The sequence below is a fragment of the Chryseobacterium taichungense genome, from assembly GCF_900109935.1.
Classification (GTDB): Bacteria; Bacteroidota; Bacteroidia; order Flavobacteriales; family Weeksellaceae; genus Chryseobacterium; species Chryseobacterium taichungense.
Genome location: NZ_FOBV01000006.1, coordinates 169,131 through 188,986 on the forward strand (window position 1 = coordinate 169,131; position 19,856 = coordinate 188,986).

General features: G+C 36.8%; 18 protein-coding genes. 11 read left to right on the forward strand and 7 right to left on the reverse strand.

The window, feature by feature from the left end; translation table 11 throughout:
- Positions 1-71: 71 nt before the first annotated feature.
- Positions 72-1,184 carry an AI-2E family transporter gene (locus tag BMW64_RS14120; protein WP_090000601.1) on the reverse strand — a complete coding sequence of 371 codons (1,113 nt, stop codon included), beginning with the start codon at positions 1,182-1,184 and terminating at the stop codon, positions 72-74.
- A gap of 184 nt (positions 1,185-1,368) precedes the next feature.
- Entirely contained in the window at positions 1,369-3,774 is a 2,406-nt protein-coding gene (gene lon, locus BMW64_RS14125; protein ID WP_177175297.1) for an endopeptidase La, read from the reverse strand.
- A gap of 260 nt (positions 3,775-4,034) precedes the next feature.
- Between lon and BMW64_RS14130 the strand changes: the two genes are divergently transcribed.
- From BMW64_RS14130 to BMW64_RS14180, 11 genes are all read left to right on the forward strand, one after another.
- Positions 4,035-6,182, forward strand: coding sequence for a SurA N-terminal domain-containing protein (locus tag BMW64_RS14130; RefSeq protein WP_090000602.1), 2,148 nt, complete (start codon positions 4,035-4,037; stop codon positions 6,180-6,182).
- A 124-nt stretch (positions 6,183-6,306) separates the two neighbouring features.
- Complete coding sequence (locus tag BMW64_RS14135) at positions 6,307-7,257, forward strand: MlaD family protein (protein WP_090000603.1); 951 nt, start codon at positions 6,307-6,309, stop codon at positions 7,255-7,257.
- 10 nt (positions 7,258-7,267) lie between these two features.
- A complete protein-coding gene (locus tag BMW64_RS14140) occupies positions 7,268-8,605 on the forward strand; it encodes a 4Fe-4S dicluster domain-containing protein (RefSeq protein ID WP_090000604.1) in 1,338 nt (445 codons plus the stop codon).
- 87 nt (positions 8,606-8,692) lie between these two features.
- Positions 8,693-9,478, forward strand: coding sequence for a (Fe-S)-binding protein (locus BMW64_RS14145; RefSeq protein WP_090000605.1), 786 nt, complete (start codon positions 8,693-8,695; stop codon positions 9,476-9,478).
- A gap of 24 nt (positions 9,479-9,502) precedes the next feature.
- Entirely contained in the window at positions 9,503-10,642 is a 1,140-nt protein-coding gene (locus BMW64_RS14150) for a hypothetical protein (protein WP_090000606.1), read from the forward strand.
- Between the two features lie 24 nt (positions 10,643-10,666).
- Positions 10,667-11,155, forward strand: coding sequence for a hypothetical protein (locus BMW64_RS14155; RefSeq protein WP_090000607.1), 489 nt, complete (start codon positions 10,667-10,669; stop codon positions 11,153-11,155).
- Between the two features lie 99 nt (positions 11,156-11,254).
- Positions 11,255-12,391, forward strand: coding sequence for a glycosyltransferase (locus BMW64_RS14160; RefSeq protein WP_228400925.1), 1,137 nt, complete (start codon positions 11,255-11,257; stop codon positions 12,389-12,391).
- Position 12,392: 1 nt separating this feature from the next.
- Positions 12,393-13,646: an MATE family efflux transporter gene (locus tag BMW64_RS14165; RefSeq protein ID WP_090000608.1), complete on the forward strand. Its 1,254-nt coding sequence runs from the start codon at positions 12,393-12,395 to the stop codon at positions 13,644-13,646.
- 101 nt (positions 13,647-13,747) lie between these two features.
- Positions 13,748-14,254 (forward strand): hypothetical protein, encoded by a 507-nt coding sequence (locus BMW64_RS14170; protein ID WP_090000609.1) that lies wholly within the window; start codon positions 13,748-13,750, stop codon positions 14,252-14,254.
- Positions 14,255-14,320: 66 nt separating this feature from the next.
- On the forward strand, positions 14,321-15,589 hold the full coding sequence (serS, locus tag BMW64_RS14175; protein WP_090000610.1) for a serine--tRNA ligase: 1,269 nt from the start codon (positions 14,321-14,323) through the stop codon (positions 15,587-15,589).
- Between the two features lie 70 nt (positions 15,590-15,659).
- Complete coding sequence (locus BMW64_RS14180; protein WP_143052707.1) at positions 15,660-15,851, forward strand: hypothetical protein; 192 nt, start codon at positions 15,660-15,662, stop codon at positions 15,849-15,851.
- A gap of 68 nt (positions 15,852-15,919) precedes the next feature.
- Here the strand turns inward: BMW64_RS14180 and BMW64_RS14185 are convergent, their stop codons facing one another.
- The 5 genes from BMW64_RS14185 to BMW64_RS14205 form a co-directional block, all read right to left on the reverse strand.
- A complete protein-coding gene (locus BMW64_RS14185) occupies positions 15,920-16,687 on the reverse strand; it encodes a sulfite exporter TauE/SafE family protein (protein WP_090000612.1) in 768 nt (255 codons plus the stop codon).
- Complete coding sequence (locus tag BMW64_RS14190; RefSeq protein WP_090000613.1) at positions 16,678-17,130, reverse strand: FixH family protein; 453 nt, start codon at positions 17,128-17,130, stop codon at positions 16,678-16,680. Before BMW64_RS14190 ends, BMW64_RS14185 begins: the two co-directional genes overlap by 10 nt.
- A 64-nt stretch (positions 17,131-17,194) precedes the next feature.
- The gene (ccoG, locus tag BMW64_RS14195) at positions 17,195-18,649 is read right to left on the reverse strand and encodes a cytochrome c oxidase accessory protein CcoG (protein WP_090000614.1); all 1,455 of its coding nucleotides are present in this window, start codon (positions 18,647-18,649) and stop codon (positions 17,195-17,197) included.
- 97 nt (positions 18,650-18,746) lie between these two features.
- The gene (locus BMW64_RS14200; RefSeq protein WP_090000615.1) at positions 18,747-19,628 is read right to left on the reverse strand and encodes a cbb3-type cytochrome c oxidase N-terminal domain-containing protein; all 882 of its coding nucleotides are present in this window, start codon (positions 19,626-19,628) and stop codon (positions 18,747-18,749) included.
- Positions 19,629-19,639: 11 nt separating this feature from the next.
- The gene (locus tag BMW64_RS14205; protein WP_090000616.1) at positions 19,640-19,840 is read right to left on the reverse strand and encodes a cbb3-type cytochrome oxidase subunit 3; all 201 of its coding nucleotides are present in this window, start codon (positions 19,838-19,840) and stop codon (positions 19,640-19,642) included.
- Between the last annotated feature and the right edge of the window lie 16 nt (positions 19,841-19,856).

Sequence of the window (19,856 nt, forward strand, 5' to 3'; positions counted from 1 at the left end):
ATTAAAAAGCAGATAAATTTTAAATTTATTGTGAAGTTTTCATTATTTATCGCTTGTTTCCATTGCTTAAATCAATCCATTTCCTTCAAAGTAATATTTTTAGAAATTTTGTAAGTTTTTTTCTTTTTATTGATTTTTTCTTCCTCACCAAGCAATTTCCCCCAAGGTTTTAATCCTTCAACTCTTTCAAAAATAATTTTAATAATGGCAATGGCAGGAATACACAAAAACATCCCTGAAATACCCCAAAGATGTTCCCCCACCAATATTCCGATAAATGAAAACAATGCATTAATTTTTACTTTAGACCCTACTACAAAAGGGAGAATGATATTTCCGTCAATAGCATGAACAATAACGTATCCAATAGCAACATAAATACATGTGGATGGAGTGTTGGTTGCAAATGCAATAAAACAGGAAATGAGAAGCGAAATAAAAATACCTATGTAAGGAATTACATTTAATAAACCGGTCAGAACACCCAGTAGCATAGCATATTTTACTCCTAAAATAGTAAGAACGGCCGTTGTAAGAATCGAAACAATAATAACCTGAAGACAAAGTCCTATAATGTATCTTTTTGTCATTATTCTGACTTCTGAAACTACTTCCTGAACGCTGCTTTTGTGTTTTTCTGTAAAAACATTGACGATAAAATTATTTAAAATTCTTCTGTAATTTAATATAAATATGAAAAAGAGAATAAAAAAGGCTAAGAATCCCAGGCCAGTAGAAAAAATACCGAGAGTAAATCCTAAGATGATTCCTGTGGAAGATAGCAGTTTCTTTAAACCTTCATCTAAATAGGCAAACTGCTCATCAATCTTTACATTAAATGTTCTGGAAACCCACCGTTGAAGGTCATGAAAAACATGTGTAGCCTGCTCGGTAAGCTGAGGAATGTCTTTGCTGAAGCTGGAAATCTGGGAACCGAAGAAAAAGATGAGCCCGGTAATAACAATCAGCAAGATCATAACTGAAAAAATGGTAGAAAATGATCTCGGGAATTTTAATTTCTGTTCCAGAAAATTAGCAAACGGTAAAAATATCATGGCCATAAGAAACGCCAAAAAGAAAGGCGCCAAAATACTTTCGCCTAAAGCCAGAAGATATCCCAGGCCAATAATGGAAACTACGACCAGCGTAAGTTTTACAAGAAAAGGAAGTCGGAGAAAATTCATAACTGCAAACTGTTGTATAAAAATAATAAAACCCTCCGAATTGAAGAGTTTTAAAATTTAAATTATTTTGAATTCTTTTTAAGTTAGAAAATTCTATGCCACATTCATAGCTTTCATTTAAGTACCGCTATCAAAAAACACATCCCGATCTGAGATGTGTTTTTTATTATTAAATGAATGTTTATTATTTTTCAATAGCGAGCTCCAGAACTTCGTTCATCCAGTTTACATAATGAACTTTCAGATTTTTAAGATAATCTTTTTTGATTTCTTCTACGTCTTTTCTGTTGGCTTCACAAAGAATTACTTCTTGTATTCCGGCTCTTGTTGCTGCCAAAAGCTTTTCCTTAATTCCGCCTACTGGAAGAACCTTCCCTCGTAGGGTGATTTCACCGGTCATGGCAAGATGAGGTTTTACTTTTTTATTTTTAAATGATGATACCATGGAGGTAAGCATGGCAATACCTGCAGATGGCCCGTCCTTGGGAGTTGCTCCTTCAGGAACGTGAACGTGGATGTTTTTCTTTTCGATGTCATCCTGTGAAATCCCGAGTACATCGTGTTTTGCCTTAATATATTCCAATGCAATGGTCGCTGATTCTTTCATAACCGTTCCCAGATTTCCGGTCATGGTCAATGAGCCTTTTCCGTTACTGATAATGCTTTCGATAAAAAGGATATCGCCCCCTACGCTTGTCCAGGCAAGACCTGTGACTACTCCGGGCACGTCTGTAAGTTCCGACAGACTTTTAGGCCTTGGAACTCCCAGGATTTCATCGATCTTTTCAACGGAGATTTTCGGATCATATTCTTTCACCAAAGCAGTTTGTAGCGCTACCCAGCGTGCTATTGCGGCAAGCCTTTTTTCTAATGTTCTTACACCGCTTTCTGAAGTGTGTGCTTCAATGATATGCTTCAGCTCATTATTTCCCAGCTTGAATGATTTGGAATCCAGACCGTTTTCTTCCTGCTGTTTTTTGATTAAATGTCTTTTTGCAATCTCAATTTTTTCTTCCAGTGTATATCCCGCAATCTGAATGATTTCCATTCTGTCCAACAAAGGGGTCTGAATGGTAGAAAGTGAATTTGCAGTGGCAATAAACATTACTTTAGACAAATCATACCCCATTTCCAGGAAGTTGTCATAGAATGATTTATTCTGTTCAGGATCAAGTACTTCCAAAAGTGCTGAGCTTGGATCCCCATGCATGCCTTTTCCTACTTTATCAATTTCATCGAGAACAATAACCGGGTTGGATGTTCCTGATTTCTTAATCGATTGCAGGATTCTTCCCGCCATCGCACCGATATAGGTTTTTCTGTGACCGCGGATTTCGCTTTCATCATGAAGTCCACCCAAAGAAACACGAACATATTTTCTTCCTAAAGCATCGGCCACTGATTTTCCAAGAGACGTTTTTCCGACTCCTGGAGGTCCTACCAAAAGAAGAATAGGAGATTTCATGTTGTTCTTTAGCTTCAAAACAGCCATGTGTTCCAATATTCTTTTTTTGATGTCTTCCAGTCCGAAATGAGCTTTATCTAAAATTTTCTGAGCCTTTTCGATGTCAAAAGTGTCTTTCGTAAAAGTTTCCCACGGAAGATCTGTAAAGAAATCAAGATAATTTCTCTGCACATTATAATCCGGGGAATTAGGATTCTGACGCTGCAGTCGGTTGATTTCTTTTTGGAAATGCTCTTCAACCTCTTTGTTCCATGTTTTCTTTCTCGCTTTTGCGATAAGTTCTTCTACGTCACTTTCCGGTCCGCCGCCAAGCTCTTCCTGAATGGTTCTGATCTGCTGATTGAGAAAATATTCTCTCTGTTGTTTATCGAGATCTTTTGAAGTTTTCTGATGAATCTGATTTCTCAGTTCAAGTTTTCTGAAATCTTCATGCATCATTTCATAGCATTTATTGGCTCTTTCCATAAGATTTTTCTCTTCAAGCAGTTTTTGTTTTTCAGAGGACGGAAAGTTGGCATTGGTGCAGATGAAATTCAGCAGATCATCATTATTGTTGATGTTTTTAATGGCGAAATTTGCAGCATTGGGAATATTTGGATCAAGCTCAATGATTTTTAATGCAAGATCTTTTACATTCTCAAGTAGCGCTTCGTATTCTTCTTTATTCTTTGGTTTAGAATCTTTTAATTTCGAAATTTCAGCTTTAAAATACGGTTGAGTCTCAACAATCTTTTTAACCTTAAAGCGGTGAAATCCTTTGGTGATCGCCGTAATATTGCCTTCAGGCAATTTGATGATTTTAATGATCTTTGCCAGCGTTCCTACCTGATAAATATCTTTTTCAGAAGGCTGTTCAAGGTCAGAATTCTTCTGGCTTACAATCCCTATAAAGTCACCGTTCTTCTGAGCTTCCTCCAACAGCTGTATGGATGTTTTTCTTCCAGCAGTAATAGGTATGACAACATTGGGAAACATTACCATATTTCTTACTGGGAGAATGGGAAATATTTTCTGTCCGGAATTTTTCTCAGTCTCAGAAAGATCGGAAAGGTTGATCTCTTCGGCTACGATATCAAATCCGTCGCTTATCATTTCTTCTAAACTTATATCTTCAAATTCTGTCATAGTAAATCGAATGACAAATTGTCATTACCGTTTTATTTCGTTAAGATAAAATATGCGAAACATGTTACAAAAACATACTGCATATTATGTGTGCTTTTATGACACAAGAGGTATGCCATTTGTTTTTTACTAAAAAATACGGTCAAAATTTCCTTTTTTATAAATTTTAAATTTTAAAAATTAAAATAAAGAACTTGGATTTCCGTAATTTCTTAAAAATGTGTATTTTCGCAACCTGATAAAAAACTATAATTTATATAATGGCAATTTTAGGACAAATTAGGAGTAAACCTTGGCTTTTGATGGGAGTAATTGCACTGGCGCTTTTGGCGTTCCTTGTAAACCCCGATAGTATTGATAAGGTTTTTGGTAAAAATCCTGATGTTTTAGGAAAAGTAAATGGTGAGAAAATTACCCGTGAAGAGTTTAATGACCAGCTTTTTGTGTTACAGCAGCAGGCAGAACAACAAGGGCAGCCTAAAACTGGCCTTGAAGAACAGGCTTGGCAATTGCTTGTACAGTCTAAGCTGATCAAGCAGCAATTTGAAAAAATGGGCTTCGAAATGACAGAAGATTATTTCTGGAATCAGCTTCAGTATGATCAGATGTTTGCTCAGCAGAAGCAGTTCTTCGATGAAAAAGGTAATTTCAAAACCCAGGAGCTTAAAAAACAGATCGAAGATATGAAAGCGACATCGCCGGAAGGTTACAACCAATGGCTGAAAACCAGAAAGTCTGTTGAGTACAGATTGATGGCAAGACAGGTGTTTGCTAATATTTCACAAGGCATTACGACAGGTAAAAAAGAGGCTGAAGAATTAATGAAGCAGAGAGATCAACTGGCTGATATCGACTTCGTTAAAATTGATTATACCACTTATCTTCAGAAAAATAACATCAAAGTTACGACTGAAGATCTTGCAAACTATATCAAGCAGCATCCTGTAATGTTCAAAGCTGAAGAGAGCAGAAATCTTGGCGTTGTTTATTTCCCTTCTCAACCGAGTGCGGCAGACGATGCGGCAGCTCAGAAAGAAATCACGAAGTTATTCTCAGGAGGAACTGATGCAAGCGGCGGTACAGAAAATTTCCAGAATACGAAGAGCGACTCGATGTTTGTTATGGCAAATTCTGATATGCCTTACAATCCTCAGTATGTGAAGCCAAATCAATTGCCACAGACGATCCAGGCACAGATCCCGTCTGCAGCTATCGGACAGACTTTCGGTCCTTATAAAGAACAAAATGTTTATGTAGTTTCTAAACTTTTAGATAAAAAGACTTCAGATTCTACACTATCAAGACATATTCTTATTGCTTTCAAAGGAAGTCCTGCGGGAGAAGGTGTTACAAGATCTAAAGAACAGGCTAAGAAACTGGCCGATTCTATCGGAGCTATTGTAAAAGCTAATCCTGGTAAATTTACAGAATTCCTTAAGCTTTCAAACGATCCGAATTCTGCAGCTCAGGGCGGAAGCTTAGGTTGGACGACTCCTGAAACTCCGTTTGTTCCTGAATTCCTGACGTATTTAGCAAACAATCCTAAAGGAGCGACAGGTGTTGTAGAAACTCAGTTTGGATATCATATCATCAATATTGAAGATAAAAAACCTGGGGCAATGAGCTATAAAGTGGCTAATCTGGTAAAAGTTGTTAAGCCTTCTGATGCTACAGAAGCGGAGGTAAATAAAAAAGCCAGCAGATTTATTCAGCAGGTTCAGGGGAAATCTTTCAACGATTTCGTGAATATTGCTAAAAAAGGAAATTATCAGTTCTCCAATCCTAAACAGGCAAAAAGATTCGACGGCCAGCTTCAGGGCTTAGGCACAGAGAAAGATGCTGAAATCCTTGCATGGGCTTTTGATAAGAAGAGAGAAAAAGGAGATACTGAATTGTTTACAGTAGACGGAACTGGTGATAAAATCGTAGTTTATTTAAATGGTAAGCAGGCTAAAGGTACTGCAGATCCTGAATCTGTAAGAGATCAGATTGAGGTAATCGTGAAAAATAAACTGGCTGCAAAACAGATTTCTGAGAAAATTGGTAAAGCAGGAAATCTTGACCAGATTGCAAAACAGTTTGGAACAACAAAACAGTCTGCACAGGTTAATTTATTGAATCCTTCAGTAGCAGGTGCTATGGAACCAAAAGTTGCCGGAGCGGCATTTGGAGTAGCAAAAGGTAAAATTTCTAATCCGGTTGAAGGAGGAACAGGAGTTTATGTTTTAATTAAGAAAAATGAAACCGTAAACAAACAGCCTGGAGATCTTAAGCAGTTTACAGAATCTGTAACTCAGAGAAACGGCGGAATGTTCGGACAAGCTTGGTTGAAGAGCTTGCAGGACAATGCTGATATTGATGACTACAGAATTGAGATCTGGAACAAATTAGGTTCTCAGCAACAATAATTTATTTTTCATAAAGATAAAAAGCGGCAAAGTTTTTGCCGCTTCTTTTGTGTTTAACGCAGGGCAATAAAGAAAAACATTCATTTAAATGTATTATATTTGCTCATTAGAAAAAATTTAGCAAGTGAAGTTCAGTAAAGAATTAAAAGCTGGTATAATTGCACTTATAGCCATCGTTGGCTTTGTCGTGCTTTTCCAATTTATGAAAGGCAGAAGCCTTTTTACTACCGACAATATATTTTACGCAAAATATGAAAATGTAGAAGGATTGGCTCAATCTGCACCCGTTTCCATTAATGGATTAAAAGTAGGGCAGGTTGATAAGATCATTCCTAATACATCCAAGGACGGAAAAATTGATTTTCTTGTTAAAATCACTGTTGATAACAATTTCGAATTCTCAAAAAATTCAACCCTGGAGATTTTTGAACCGGGACTAATGTCCGGAAAAGAAATGAGAATCAATCTTATGTACGGAGGTCCAACTGCTAAGGACGGAGATACTTTAAGAGGAGCCTTTAAACTGGGTACCTTAGGGAGCCTTTCTTCTCAAGTAGGTCCTGTCAAAGATCAGCTGCAGACTGTTTTGTACAGAGTGGATTCTCTGATGTCTAATGCAAACCAGGTGGTTAATGCTCAAAACAGGGAAGAAATCAGATTATTACTGGCCAATCTCAATAAAACAGTAGGAGCTTTACAAACAACGGCAGGAAGCGTAAACAGCCTTGTAGGTCATAATGACCCTAAGCTTCAGAAAGTGTTGGATGATGCGAGCCTTACCATGCAAAGTGGTAAAGTTACTTTAGATAAATATGGAAATTTAGCAGAAAGCATCGATACAAAGAGATTGAATGCCACAATTGCGAATCTTGATGCAACGGTCGGTAAGCTTAATGACGTTGTAGCCGGAATTAATAACGGACAGGGAAGTTTAGGAAAACTGATGAAAGACGAACAGCTCTACAATAATCTGAATTCTGCATCGACAAACCTGAATTCTTTAATCGAAGATGTAAAGGCAAATCCTAAAAGATATGTGAATTTCTCAGTATTTGGGAAAAATAGTAAAGACTAATTAATAATCCATGGAATATATCGCTCATATTATTTTTCTGATTTTATTAATTGTGGGTTTTGGCCTCTTCGCAAAAAGCTTGCAAAAGATTTATAGAAACATCAGATTAGGACGTGAAATCAACCGAAGCGACAGAAAAGGGGAACGCTGGGAAACCATGGCCAGGGTAGCGATGGGACAAAGCAAAATGACAAAACGTCCCGTAGCCGGAATTTTACACCTTTTTGTTTATGTTGGTTTTGTCATTATTAATATTGAACTTATAGAAATTATTGTTGACGGAATTTTCGGAACCCATAGATTTCTTGCAACAATTTTCGGAAATACTTTCTACAGCTATTTTACGGCAACCCTTGAAGTATTAGCACTTCTGGTAGTAATAGGCGTTGTTACATTCTTCATTCGAAGAAATTTTTATGGTGTAAAAAGGTTAACAATGAAAGAGCTTTTCGGATGGCCTAAAGAGGACGCCAATTGGATCCTTATCATAGAATTCGCTCTGATGATGGCTTTCTTTACTATGAATGCATCAGACTTTATTCTTCAGACAAGGGGTTACGGGCATTTTGCACAACTCGGGTCTTTTCCTATCAGTGAACGAACTTTTGTGCCTTTCCTGGAAATTTTCAGCTTCGATAACGGTTTTTTATTCGGAATAGAAAGAGCGGCCTGGTGGTTTCACTTTGTGGGAATTTTATTCTTTATGAATTACCTTTATTATTCAAAGCATTTGCATATTATTTTAGCATTTCCGAGTACATGGTATGCTAACCTTGAAAAGAAAGGAAAATTCAATAATCTGGATTCTGTTACCAAAGAAATCAAATTAATGATGGATCCCAATGCTGACCCGTATGCAGCTCCGGCTGAAGGGCAGGCAGAAGCTCCTGCAAAATTCGGGGCAGAAGATATTTTTGATTTGAATCAGGTACAGCTGTTAAATGCTTATTCATGTACGGAATGCGGACGTTGTACTGCCGTTTGTCCGGCTAATATTACAGGCAAAAAACTTTCGCCTAGATTGATTTTAATGAAAACCCGTGACCGCCTTGAAGAAGTCGGCCGGAACATTGATAAAAATGGAAAGTTTGAAGATGACGGCAAAAAGTTGTTGAATGACTATATTACGAAAGAAGAACTTTGGGCCTGTACAACCTGCAATGCGTGTACAGAGGCTTGTCCTGTATTGTTAGATCCGCTTTCTATCATTTTTGAAATGAGAAGATTCCTTGTGATGGAACAATCTGCAGCACCACAGGAACTGAATCTAATGATGACCAACGTGGAAAATAATGCTGCTCCGTGGCAATATAACCAGGCAGACCGTCTGAATTGGGCAAAAGATTAATTTAATGTAACAATCTAAAATGTATCGATGTAACAATCCTTTCAATTGGTAAATTGTTATACTGGTATATTGGTAAACTGAATTAAAATGGATTTCAACATAAAAACAATGGCAGAATATGCTGCCGAAGGAAAATCACCCGAAGTTCTGTTTTGGGTAGGTTGTGCGGGAAGTTTTGATGACCGCGCCAAAAAAATTACGAAAGCATTTTGCAAAATATTAAATAAAATCGGTGTTGAATTCGCCGTTTTAGGTCAGGAAGAAAGCTGTACGGGTGATCCTGCAAAACGGGCCGGAAATGAATTCGTCTTTCAGATGATGGCTTTAACGAACATCGAAGTCCTGAATGCTTATGAGGTGAAAAAAATTGTTACCGCTTGTCCGCACTGTTTTAATACGCTTAAAAATGAATATCCGGGACTGGGCGGAAATTATGAAGTTATTCATCATACACAGTTCCTCAGAAACTTAATGGAAGAAGGCAGATTGAAAATTGAAGGAGGAGCTTTCAAAGGAAAAAAAATTACCTTCCATGATCCTTGTTATCTGGGAAGAGCAAATAACGAGTATGAAGCACCAAGAGTATTGCTTGAAAAGCTGGATGCAGAGCTTGTAGAAATGAAGCGTTGCAAATCAAACGGACTTTGCTGTGGAGCAGGAGGTGCACAGATGTTCAAGGAGCCAGAAAAAGGAAATAAAGACATCAATATAGAGCGAACTGAAGAAGCTTTATCTTTCGAACCTAAGGTAATTGCCACGGGTTGCCCATTCTGTAATACCATGATGACAGATGGTGTAAAGCACTTCAATAAAAATGAGGAAGTTGCCGTAAAAGATATTGTGGAGCTGTTAGCTGAAGCTGAAGATTTATAAGTTAGTCTAAATGCTCAGAATTCCATGAAATCAAAATGGAGAATTTCCTTTTCTTTTATTGTTGTCATTATCGCAGCACTTAGTTTCTGGAATTATAATAACAGGATCTACGATTGGGATATGCCGGGATACATAGGTTGTCTGTATACATTGAAATATCCTGATTCTCCGGATAAGATTCGCAGACTTACGTATGAAGAGATACGGAAAAAAGCTCCTGAATATGAATTCAAAGACATTTTGGGAACCCTAAAGCCTGCGAACAAAGCCCGACAGGCTTTCGCTTATAATACTAAAGCCTTTATGGAGCAACTACCTTATTATGATATTAAGGTAGGGTACAATTTCGGTATTCTCATTCTTTATGAATTGGGGTTTTCATCACCGGATTCGGTGACATTTTTAAGCATAATTTCCTATTTTATTTCAGGGCTGCTTCTCTTTATTATTTTTAAAATTATTTTTCCCGAGAATTATATTTTAGCAATAGTTTTAACGGTCGGAATCATGCTCTTACCTCCCATGACCAATATGTCGAGAGTAGCCACGCCCGATATGTTTGTCCTGCAATTCTTACTTGTTTTTATGATTGGGCTACTCAAAAAGTGGAACAAATGGATTGTATTTTCTGTGCTTTTGGCTATTACAATTTCAAGACCTGATTATGTGACTCTAACTTTAAGTTATCTGGCAGTAGCGGGAGTTTACGGATATATTCAGCAAAAAAAAGTAGATTTTGCTTTGGTATTTCAGGGAATCATTCTTTTGGCTTTATATGTTACGATCATTAAAATTTGTCATTATCCAGGATGGAAACATCTGTTTTATGACACCTTCATCCAAAGGCGTGAGTTTGTTTCCGGAACTTTACCTAATTTTAGCGTGAATGAATACTTACGGATCATATATCATAAAATCATTTACTTTAAAAAAATTACCGTAACAGCTTTCGCGCTTTTTGGATTAATATTTTATTTTTCCAAAGATAGCTGGGTAAGAACGCTCGCAATTTTTGTTTTGGCAAATATTTATATTCGATTTGTTTTTTTTCCACATTCATCGGAACTGAGATTTTTCTTTGGTTATATTGTTTTGTTGATCGTCATTTTCCTATATGCATTAAGCAAAAAGTATAATGGTTTCAAACTCAGGAAAATTGCGTAATTTTGAACTTTAAATAGCATTAAAATGAAGATTGAAGAATCAAATATAGTAGAGACCAACGATTACAGAGTTATTATATATCCGGCATCAAGACCTTTTGAAACAAAAGAGGCAAAAGCAATTACCGAAAAGCTTTTTGATTTTCTGGCTACGTGGGCGGCACATGGAAAACCACTTTCATCATCTTTCAAAATTGAAAAAAATCAGTTTATCATCATTTGTGTAGATGAAGAAAAAGAAATGGCTTCCGGTTGTAGTATTGATGCGTTGGGTAAAGTAATGAGAGAAATAGACGAAGAATATCAGCTGGGTCTTTTCGACAGGATGAAAGCCAGTTTTATTGAAAACGGAGAAGTAAAAACCCTGAAGCTTATTGATTTTAAATCAAAAGTAAGAAGCGGAGAAATTTCTAAAGATATCCAGGTTTTCGACTTTTCAAAGAATACTTATCTGGAGTTTTTAGGAAATTTCCTGTTGCCTTTTGAGAGAAGTTGGGCGGCTGGGATTAAATAAATTGAACAGGCAATCAATAAATTAAAAAGTGGAGTTTTCCACTTTTTTTGCTTTAATTATATTTGTTGGAAATTCTGAAATAAGATTCAATTAATATTCATGAAAATATCTAAAATTCTTTTTTTAACGACCGCACACCGGCACGATGATGACAGAATATTTTATCATCAGGCCAAAGCGTTGAAAGAAGAAGGATATCATGTTAAAATATGCAGTCTTTCATCAGAATTCAGGGGCACGGTTGACGGAATAGAAATAGAATCTTATGCCGTACTTGAAAAAAGCATTGCAGACAAAAGAAAAATTTTTGAGAATATCTGTGATACTTATGAGCCGGACGTTATCATCTGTTCAGAACCTTTGGCAGTAATTTCTGCAAAAAAAATCAAAAAGAGAAAAAAAGTAAAAATCATCTATGATATTACTGAATGGTATCCATCAATGAGAATGGTAGAGCCATTTTCTTTCCCTCTCAATATGATCCATGCTGTAAAGTTCTTTTTGGTCCAACTGTACGCGGGTTTTATCAGTACTCACTACATTTTTGGTGAAAATACTAAGAAATTTCCGCTGGCTTATTTTTTTCCATTTAAAAAATCAGTTGTTATACCCTATTATCCGGATGATATTTATATTCATCAAAATATTAAAAGCTTACAACTGGGTAAAATTACACTTTGCTATACAGGCCAGTTTTCAGAGGAAAAAGGGATAGGTAATTTTTTTGCTGCAGCAGACAGCTTAAGAAGGAAAAGGCCGGATCTAAAAATTTCAATTCTTTTGATCGGTGGCTCAAGAAAACAAAAAGATGAAAAATACTTTTCTGAGCTGAAGAAAAAATACAATTTTGAAAACATTAAAATCGAAAAGCCGACTTCTTTTGAAACTTTTACAGAAGCTTATGCAGATGCAGATATTTGCTTTGATCTGAGAACTCTGAATTATGAAAATCATCATTGCCTTCCGATCAAGATATTTTATTATGCAGCTTCAGGAAAGCCTGTCATCTACACAGATTTAAAGGCGACCCGGCAACATGTAGACGTTTCAAAATTTGGGTTTCTTGTAAATCCTCAAAATCCAGACAACATTTCAGATCTTATTATAAAATATATTGAAGATCCGAAACTGTATTCAGAACATGCTCAAAACGCAAGAAAAGAATACGAAACAAAATACAACTGGAATATGATCAAAAATTCCTTTCTGAACTTTGTCAGAAAATCACTGAAATGATATGAGGCAAAATACTATTTTAAAGACTTTTGTTTCAAGATTTTTAATTCTGATATTAAATTTCGGGCTGGTAATCTATTCTACCAACATGTGGGGAAGTGCCGGAAAAGGAGAGATTTCGATCATTATTGCAGATCTTACCATTATCAGCTTTTTCGCGAATATTTTTGTTGGAAGCAGCATGAGTTATTTTGCAACAAGATTCAAAGTTGAGCAGATTTTACCTTTTGCTTATATTTGGGCTATTATTGTAGGTATTGTTGTGCCGATTGCTTTCAGTTACAATCACTCTGTCGGCTATTTATACTACCTGATCGGTCTGTCGGTAATGTCTTCGCTTCTGGCTGCCAATGTTAATCTTTTTGTCGGACAGCAAAACATAAAAATGTTCAATCTTTACACTGTTTTACAACAAGCTATTCATATTTTATTTATTGTAATCATTGTTTATGTGGTCAAGATGACATCTGTTAGTTCTTATTTTATATCGCAGATAGGGTCTTATGTTGTATTATTTACAACAAGTACAATACAGATTGCAAGAAATACGGAGACCAGAAGGATTTGTTTTACTAAAGAAATCGGCTCACAATTATTTAGCTACGGCTGGAAAATTCAGTTAAGTGCCTCTCTTCAGTTTCTGAATAACAGGCTGTCATTTTATTTTCTGGAGTATTTCAAAGGAATTATGAGTGTTGGTATTTTTTCTGTAGGTGTAGCGTTTTCCGAAGCGGTCTGGACAGTCAGCCGGAGTCTTTCTGTAATACTTTATGCAGATGTTGTAAATAGTTCCAATTCTAACGACGCTATTGAAAAGACTAAAATATCGCTACGAATAAGTTTTTTGATTACGATGCTTTTTATCCTGATAATGCTTCTTGTTCCGGCTGAATTGTATGCCTTTATTTTTGGAAAGGATTTTAGCCACACTAAGCAGATTGTTCTGTTTCTTTCGCCCGGAATACTATCAATTGCCGTAAGCAATATTATCGGATATTATTTTGCAGGAATTAATAAGCTCAGGATTTTAAATGTTAAGTCGTTGATTGGTGTTATTTTCACTGTCATTGCTTCATTTTATGTGATTCCAAGATGGGGAATTCCGGGAGCTTGCATCGTAAGTTCCGTTTCCTATTGCCTGTCATCAGGATTGTTATTTTGGAGATTTTATCAGATTACGGAATTTCGTATAAAGGATTTTATTCTTACCAAAACGGAAATTAATCTTTTGTGGAAGAAAGTTCTGAGAAAGTAATTCGCAGAAACTTTGTCAAAGTTATTCAATACCGGAATATTCACCGTTAAATAATCTTCACTGTCAAATATATCAGAAGAAAATTTTTATCTTTGCTGAACATGAAGAAGAATATTTTTTTCGGAATTCTGGTTATTTTTTGTGCCTTTCTGAGCTGCAGAACGGATGAAGATGAGTTGCAGAGAATCGACCAGATTCTAAATATTTATATGAAAAATAAAGCGGGAAGAGATCTTTTCCATAATAAAAAAGACCTAACCTATTTCACTTATTCCTTTAATGATGTAAACGGAGTGGCAGACCTTGCGCCTGTTAACAGCACACTGAGAGCAACAGCAGATTCTACGCTTTTTATCGAATATATTGCCGGAGCAAAAAGAGTAGGAGTCGATTCACTGGATCCCAATAATAAAATCTACCGTTCAGATATTACGGTCTCACTGATCAAGAGACTCAACAATACAATTCTGGATACTATCCAGGAAGATCTCAGGATAGAATACAGGATGACGCCTTCGGTATTTGAAGTCTCTAAAGTATATTATAATGATACTTTACAATTCACAAAACAGGAGGGTGCCCCCAATGTAGTTACAATCGTAAAATAATTTTATACATTTGCAAAACTGTTGACATTCTGTGTTCAACATTCTAATAAATAACATCTAAATAAAATGTTACAAGTCAATTTTTTGCGCGACAACAAAGAGCGCGTTTTAGAAGGTCTTAAAAAAAGACAATTCAGGAATCTTGAGCTGGTAGACGAGGCGATCGCTACCGACGACGAAAGAAAAAGAATTCAGTTTGAGCTGGATTCCCAACTTTCCGAAAGCAACAAAATTTCTAAAGAAATCGGACTTTTAATGAAGGAAGGAAAAAAGGAAGAAGCCGAATCTGCAAAATCTAAAACAGCACAGCTTAAAGAATCGACGTCGGAATTGAAATCCCAATTAGATGTCAAAGAAAAAGAGCTGATCAATATTCTGTATCAGCTTCCGAATATTCCTCATGAGAAAGTTAAAAGCGGAGCTTCTGCCGATGACAACGAGATCATCTATCAGTCTCACGATGTGGAAGGTCTTGGTGAAGGAGCGATTCCTCACTGGGAACTGGCAAAGAAATATAACCTTATCGATTTTGAATTAGGGGTAAAGATTGCAGGTGCAGGTTTTCCGGTTTACCTTGGAAAAGGAGCAAGGTTACAGAGAGCACTGGTTCAGTATTTCCTTGACAAAAATGTTGAGAAAGGATATATGGAAGTGAATCCTCCTCACGTGGTAAATGAAGCTTCCGGATATGGGACGGGCCAGCTTCCTGATAAAGAAGGGCAGATGTATTTTATTAATGAAGATAATCTGTACCTGATCCCGACAGCCGAAGTGCCAGTTACGAATTTGTATCGTGATGTTTTGCTTGAAGAAAGAGATTTACCAATTAAGAATACAGCTTTCTCCCAATGCTACAGAAGAGAAGCGGGAAGTTACGGAGCTCATGTAAGAGGTCTGAATCGTCTTCACCAGTTTGAGAAAGTGGAAATTGTAAGAATTGAAAAGCCTGAAAATTCTTATGCTGTTTTGGAAGAAATGGTAGAACACATCAAAGAAATTTTAAGTGACCTTGAGCTGCCTTACCGTGTATTAAGACTTTGCGGCGGAGATACCGGTTTTGCATCTGCCATGACCTACGATTTCGAAGTATGGAGCGCTGCTCAGGAAAAATGGCTCGAAGTAAGTTCAGTATCCAATTTTGAAACGTTCCAAGCGAACAGACTGAAGTGCCGTTATAAAACAGACGGAAAATCTCAGCTTGTTCATACCTTAAACGGTTCCGCAATGGCATTGCCTAGGATTATGGCTGCTTTGCTTGAAAACAATCAGACGGAAGAAGGAATTAAGCTTCCGAAGAAGATTGCTGAATATGCGAGATTTGATGTAATTAATTAAAAATTTAATTTTCTATAAATGCCACCGGAGTTTTTCGGTGGTTTTTTATTTGCTTAAATTTTTTCCGGGAATGTTTGTCGCAAGGGTGCAACAAGGTTTCCCGCTTCCGGGAAAGTTTGTTACTAGGGTGCAACAGCCTTTCCCGGTTCCCGGAAAAGTCGCTGCAAGGTGCAGGGCGTTTTCTTGCTTCCCGGAAAGTTCGCCGCAGGCTGCAGTAAGTTTTCCGGAAACATGTACTTTATTTAATAATGCTATTGTTTAAATAAAAGCTAAAAACCCTTCGAATGATTGTCCGAAGGGTTTAATATGTTTTAAAAAATTACTTAAAATTTAATGACAGTTTGCATTGTTGTGGTTATGCGTACTGTGATCTCCCGGTAAATGGCAGTCGCCTTGGTTATCTTTAGATATGGTCATGGCTTCGGCTCTCGGGGAGATATATGGAATTCCCAATTCTAGGCCTCTTACAATGAATAATCCGCCCAGTATAATCATAACAACAGGCATTACTTTTAAAACCTTTATTCTGAAAGTCTGATTCATGAGGTTTCCGACCAAAACTACCGCAAACATGAAAGGTAGAGTTCCTAATCCAAATAAAGACATATAAAGCGCTCCCTGCCATATTCCGCCGCTCGCAAGACTTGCCGTTAATGCCATATACACCATTCCGCACGGAAGGAATCCATTCAGAACTCCTGTTGTGAATCTCGAGCGGTAATCTGCTTTCTGGAGTAATCTTCCCAAGTTTGATTTTACCTTAAATAAAAACCTGGAAAAAAATGGAACTTTTGAAGCAAAATCTTTCCCTCCGAAAGAAAATACAGCCATAACAATCAGGAGTATTCCCACTGCGATAGTGAGATATTGCTGGATACCCGCCATTTCAAAGCCTTCTCCAATGATTCCCAAAATTGCTCCCAAAAGGGAATAAGTGAAAATCCTTCCGAATTGGTAAGTAAGATTCTGGAGATAATAATTCGTAGCCTGTTTTTTGGTTAATCCCATTGAAAGGGCAATAGGACCGCACATTCCGACGCAATGAAAGCCGGAAGCAAATCCCAAGCCGATGGCCGATATTATAAGTGCTATTTCCATATCACATCATAATCCAGTCGATAGTCTGTTTTGTCTTTGGTCCAGCTTAACCGTAAGGTATAATTTCCCATTTTCAATACCTGAGCCGGAATTAAAAAAGATTTGCTGGCATCAAGCTGTACAGCTTTGTGTATGTCTAAATTCTGATCGTCGGTTCTGTTTAAAACAAATTTTACCGTTGTATTGGAATTATCATAGTCTTTTGGAAAGGTAATTTTTATTCCGTTTTTATCCTGGCTGTAAACTGGTTTTTCCTGTAAGCTATCAGCTCTTTTCTTGGCATCAATAACATCCTGGTATTTGAGCTCTTCTTCATAGTAATTATCCGTTACCATCTCAGAATTCTTCTGTCCGTTCGGGAAAAGAAACAACATGGAAAGTATAAAGATGATAAAGGCAGCTAATGCAACTACAACACCGTGTCCCCAACTAAATTTTTTCATTTTTTAGAATTAATATATTTAAACCTCAGTATACAATCCGATGTTTTGATATTGAGGTTCTGAATTAGAATTGCAATTTAAATGGTCCCTCAAAATAGGTTTGATAAGAATCTACCAGTTTTCCATTCATATCATAAACCCCGATGGTGATATTCTGTTTAGAAAGGTTCATTTCGTTTTCAGGGAAGCTGATGTTCACTGTACCTTTAGTAATTTTATCACGCTCTACAGGGATTTTGCTTGAAGCACTGTAGATTACTTCTCCGTGTTTTGGTTCAATTACCTTGATGGTTACAATCTTCTTGTCATTGGTTTTATTCAAGAATGTATAATTGTAGGTATTGGTAATTTTTCCGTCTCGTACAAAGAATGTACTTCCTGCAGGTTTAATGAATTTTGCTTCCATTTCTCCTCTGTTATAAAGTAGATAGCCGAGAAATGCTGTCAACAGTACTAGAATTATGGCAAAGCCTTTCATTCTTCCTGTAAACCTGAATTTGGTTTCTTTTTCGATCTCATTTTCGGTAGCATACCGGATAAGGCCTTTCGGAAGACCCACTTTTTCCATTACTTCATCACACGCATCGATACACGCAGTACAGTTTACACATTCAAGCTGTTGACCATCTCTGATATCAATTCCTGTAGGACATACCACCACACACTGATGACAATCTATGCAGTCACCTTTTCCGGCAGCTTTCCGGTCTTCACCTTTTCTCCATTTTGCTCTGTTTTCTCCTCTTTTAAAATCATAGAAAACATTTACCGTATCTTTATCGATCAAAACACCTTGTAATCTTCCGTAAGGGCAAACCAGTGTACAAACCTGCTCTCTGAACCATGCAAATACAAAGTAAAATGCTGCAGTAAAGAGAATCATTACTATAAAGTTGGTAGGATGGGCAAACGGCCCTTCAGAAACAATAGTAAATACTTCTTTATAGCCCACAATGTACATGAACATAAAATGAGTTATGATGATTGAAATGATAATATAAATCGTCCATTTCAACCCTCTTTTCCAGATCTTTTCCGTATTCCATTCCTGACGGTCAAGTTTCATCTGCTTATTCCTGTCTCCCTCAATCGCATATTCTATTTTACGGAAAATCATTTCTAGGAAAATTGTCTGAGGGCATATCCAACCGCAGAAAATTCTACCGAAAGCAATCGTAAATACGATAATAAAAATAAGAGAAGCAATTGCTCCAAGCGTAAGAATGAAAAAATCCTGAGGATAGAAAGGTTGTCCGAAAATAAAGAACTCCCTGTCGATCACGTTAAATAAGATAAGTGGGTTGCCATTAATCTTAATAAATGGAATCGAAAAATAAATTAACAATAAAATACAGCTTACGAGATACCTGTAATTGGTATACTTTCCTTTAGGCTTTCTGGGATAGACCCATTTCCTTTTTCCGGACTGATCCATAGTGCCTATAGAATCTCTGTAAGTTTCAGGGTCCAGAACCTGGCCCTGTCCGCCGCGTGCTTCTATTTCTTCTATATCTGACATTTGTAATATATTTAAAAAAAGAAAAACATAATTCGTTACTATTTTTAATGTAATAACAAATTATGTTTTTTCATATGTTTCTAATTTTTAGTTAAAATTATTCTTTTTCCCAATGCGCTTCAGTTCCCTGAGGAGCTGCTCCACCCTGAGCTGGTGTCACCGGAGGTAATTCCTGGTTGATATGATATACATACGCTGCAATCTTTTCAATTTCAGCACCGGAAACTTCTCCGTTTTTACCGAATGGTCTCATCGCAGGGTTGGTAGGAGAACCGTTCCAGTCCATATGGAAGACATTTTTGAATAATGTTTTCTCAGGCTGGTTGATCCAGTAATTATCCGTAAGGTTCGGACCAATACCTCCACTACCATCTTCTTTGTGACAAGACGCACAGTTTGTTTTAAAAAGCTCTTTACCTTCTGCAATATTATCAGCTGAATATTTAGCTGTTTCAATCGTTACAGGCGGCTGAGTTTTCTGATATTCTTCAATACTAGCCAACTGCTCTTTGTATTCTTTTTCATATTCGCTTAGCGGGTGAGCAAAATCTGTGAACGAGAATGCTGCAACGTAAACAATACAAAAAGCGGTCCCAAAATAGAACAGACCTACCCACCATTTTGGTAATTGGTTGTCTAATTCCATAATCCCATCAAACCCGTGGTCGATAAGGATGTCTTTCTCTTCAGCAGCAGACTGTTTTTTAAATGCTGCATTGTATAACCTTGTGAAATAAGGTACTTTTTTCTCTGCTAAATAAGCTGCTTTCTCATCAGCAGACAGTTTCTTGAATTTATTGTTTTCAATAAGGTCTCCGATAGCACTGTGGATGTATGCTAAAATACCAGCAATGACTACAGTACCCCAGAAATAAGGTGATCCCAGAAACTCATAACTTTGTACAAACAGATAATAAAAAACTATTAAAAGTCCGATTATGATTAAGATGTTTATAAAAACCGGTGTTCTTTGTTTCATAATAAAGTAGATTAATTTTTTACATTAAAATCGTCATCCTGATCATCATTCAGAGGTGCCTCTTCTTCTTCCTTGTAAAACTTTTTAGGCCTGCTAAAAACGTATATTACCAATGCTACGAAGAACAGCATAAAGAAAATCAGAGCCAAGGTCTGGTAAAAACCAGCATTATCGGTATTGGATAATATATCTTTAAAGTTCTGAGGTATCATGATGGGAACTTTTTAA

Excerpts from the sequence above, each read along its gene's own strand:
- BMW64_RS14120 (WP_090000601.1), bottom strand. The coding sequence starts at position 1,184 with ATGAATTTTCTCCGACTTCCTTTTCTTGTAAAACTTACGCTGGTCGTA.
- lon (WP_177175297.1), bottom strand. The coding sequence starts at position 3,774 with ATGACAGAATTTGAAGATATAAGTTTAGAAGAAATGATAAGCGACGGA.
- BMW64_RS14130 (WP_090000602.1), top strand. The coding sequence starts at position 4,035 with ATGGCAATTTTAGGACAAATTAGGAGTAAACCTTGGCTTTTGATGGGA.
- BMW64_RS14140 (WP_090000604.1), top strand. The coding sequence starts at position 7,268 with ATGGAATATATCGCTCATATTATTTTTCTGATTTTATTAATTGTGGGT.
- BMW64_RS14145 (WP_090000605.1), top strand. The coding sequence starts at position 8,693 with ATGGATTTCAACATAAAAACAATGGCAGAATATGCTGCCGAAGGAAAA.
- BMW64_RS14150 (WP_090000606.1), top strand. The coding sequence starts at position 9,503 with ATGAAATCAAAATGGAGAATTTCCTTTTCTTTTATTGTTGTCATTATC.
- BMW64_RS14155 (WP_090000607.1), top strand. The coding sequence starts at position 10,667 with ATGAAGATTGAAGAATCAAATATAGTAGAGACCAACGATTACAGAGTT.
- BMW64_RS14160 (WP_228400925.1), top strand. The coding sequence starts at position 11,255 with ATGAAAATATCTAAAATTCTTTTTTTAACGACCGCACACCGGCACGAT.
- BMW64_RS14165 (WP_090000608.1), top strand. The coding sequence starts at position 12,393 with ATGAGGCAAAATACTATTTTAAAGACTTTTGTTTCAAGATTTTTAATT.
- BMW64_RS14170 (WP_090000609.1), top strand. The coding sequence starts at position 13,748 with ATGAAGAAGAATATTTTTTTCGGAATTCTGGTTATTTTTTGTGCCTTT.
- serS (WP_090000610.1), top strand. The coding sequence starts at position 14,321 with ATGTTACAAGTCAATTTTTTGCGCGACAACAAAGAGCGCGTTTTAGAA.
- BMW64_RS14180 (WP_143052707.1), top strand. The coding sequence starts at position 15,660 with ATGTTTGTCGCAAGGGTGCAACAAGGTTTCCCGCTTCCGGGAAAGTTT.
- BMW64_RS14185 (WP_090000612.1), bottom strand. The coding sequence starts at position 16,687 with ATGGAAATAGCACTTATAATATCGGCCATCGGCTTGGGATTTGCTTCC.
- BMW64_RS14190 (WP_090000613.1), bottom strand. The coding sequence starts at position 17,130 with ATGAAAAAATTTAGTTGGGGACACGGTGTTGTAGTTGCATTAGCTGCC.
- ccoG (WP_090000614.1), bottom strand. The coding sequence starts at position 18,649 with ATGTCAGATATAGAAGAAATAGAAGCACGCGGCGGACAGGGCCAGGTT.
- BMW64_RS14200 (WP_090000615.1), bottom strand. The coding sequence starts at position 19,628 with ATGAAACAAAGAACACCGGTTTTTATAAACATCTTAATCATAATCGGA.
- BMW64_RS14205 (WP_090000616.1), bottom strand. The coding sequence starts at position 19,840 with ATGATACCTCAGAACTTTAAAGATATATTATCCAATACCGATAATGCT.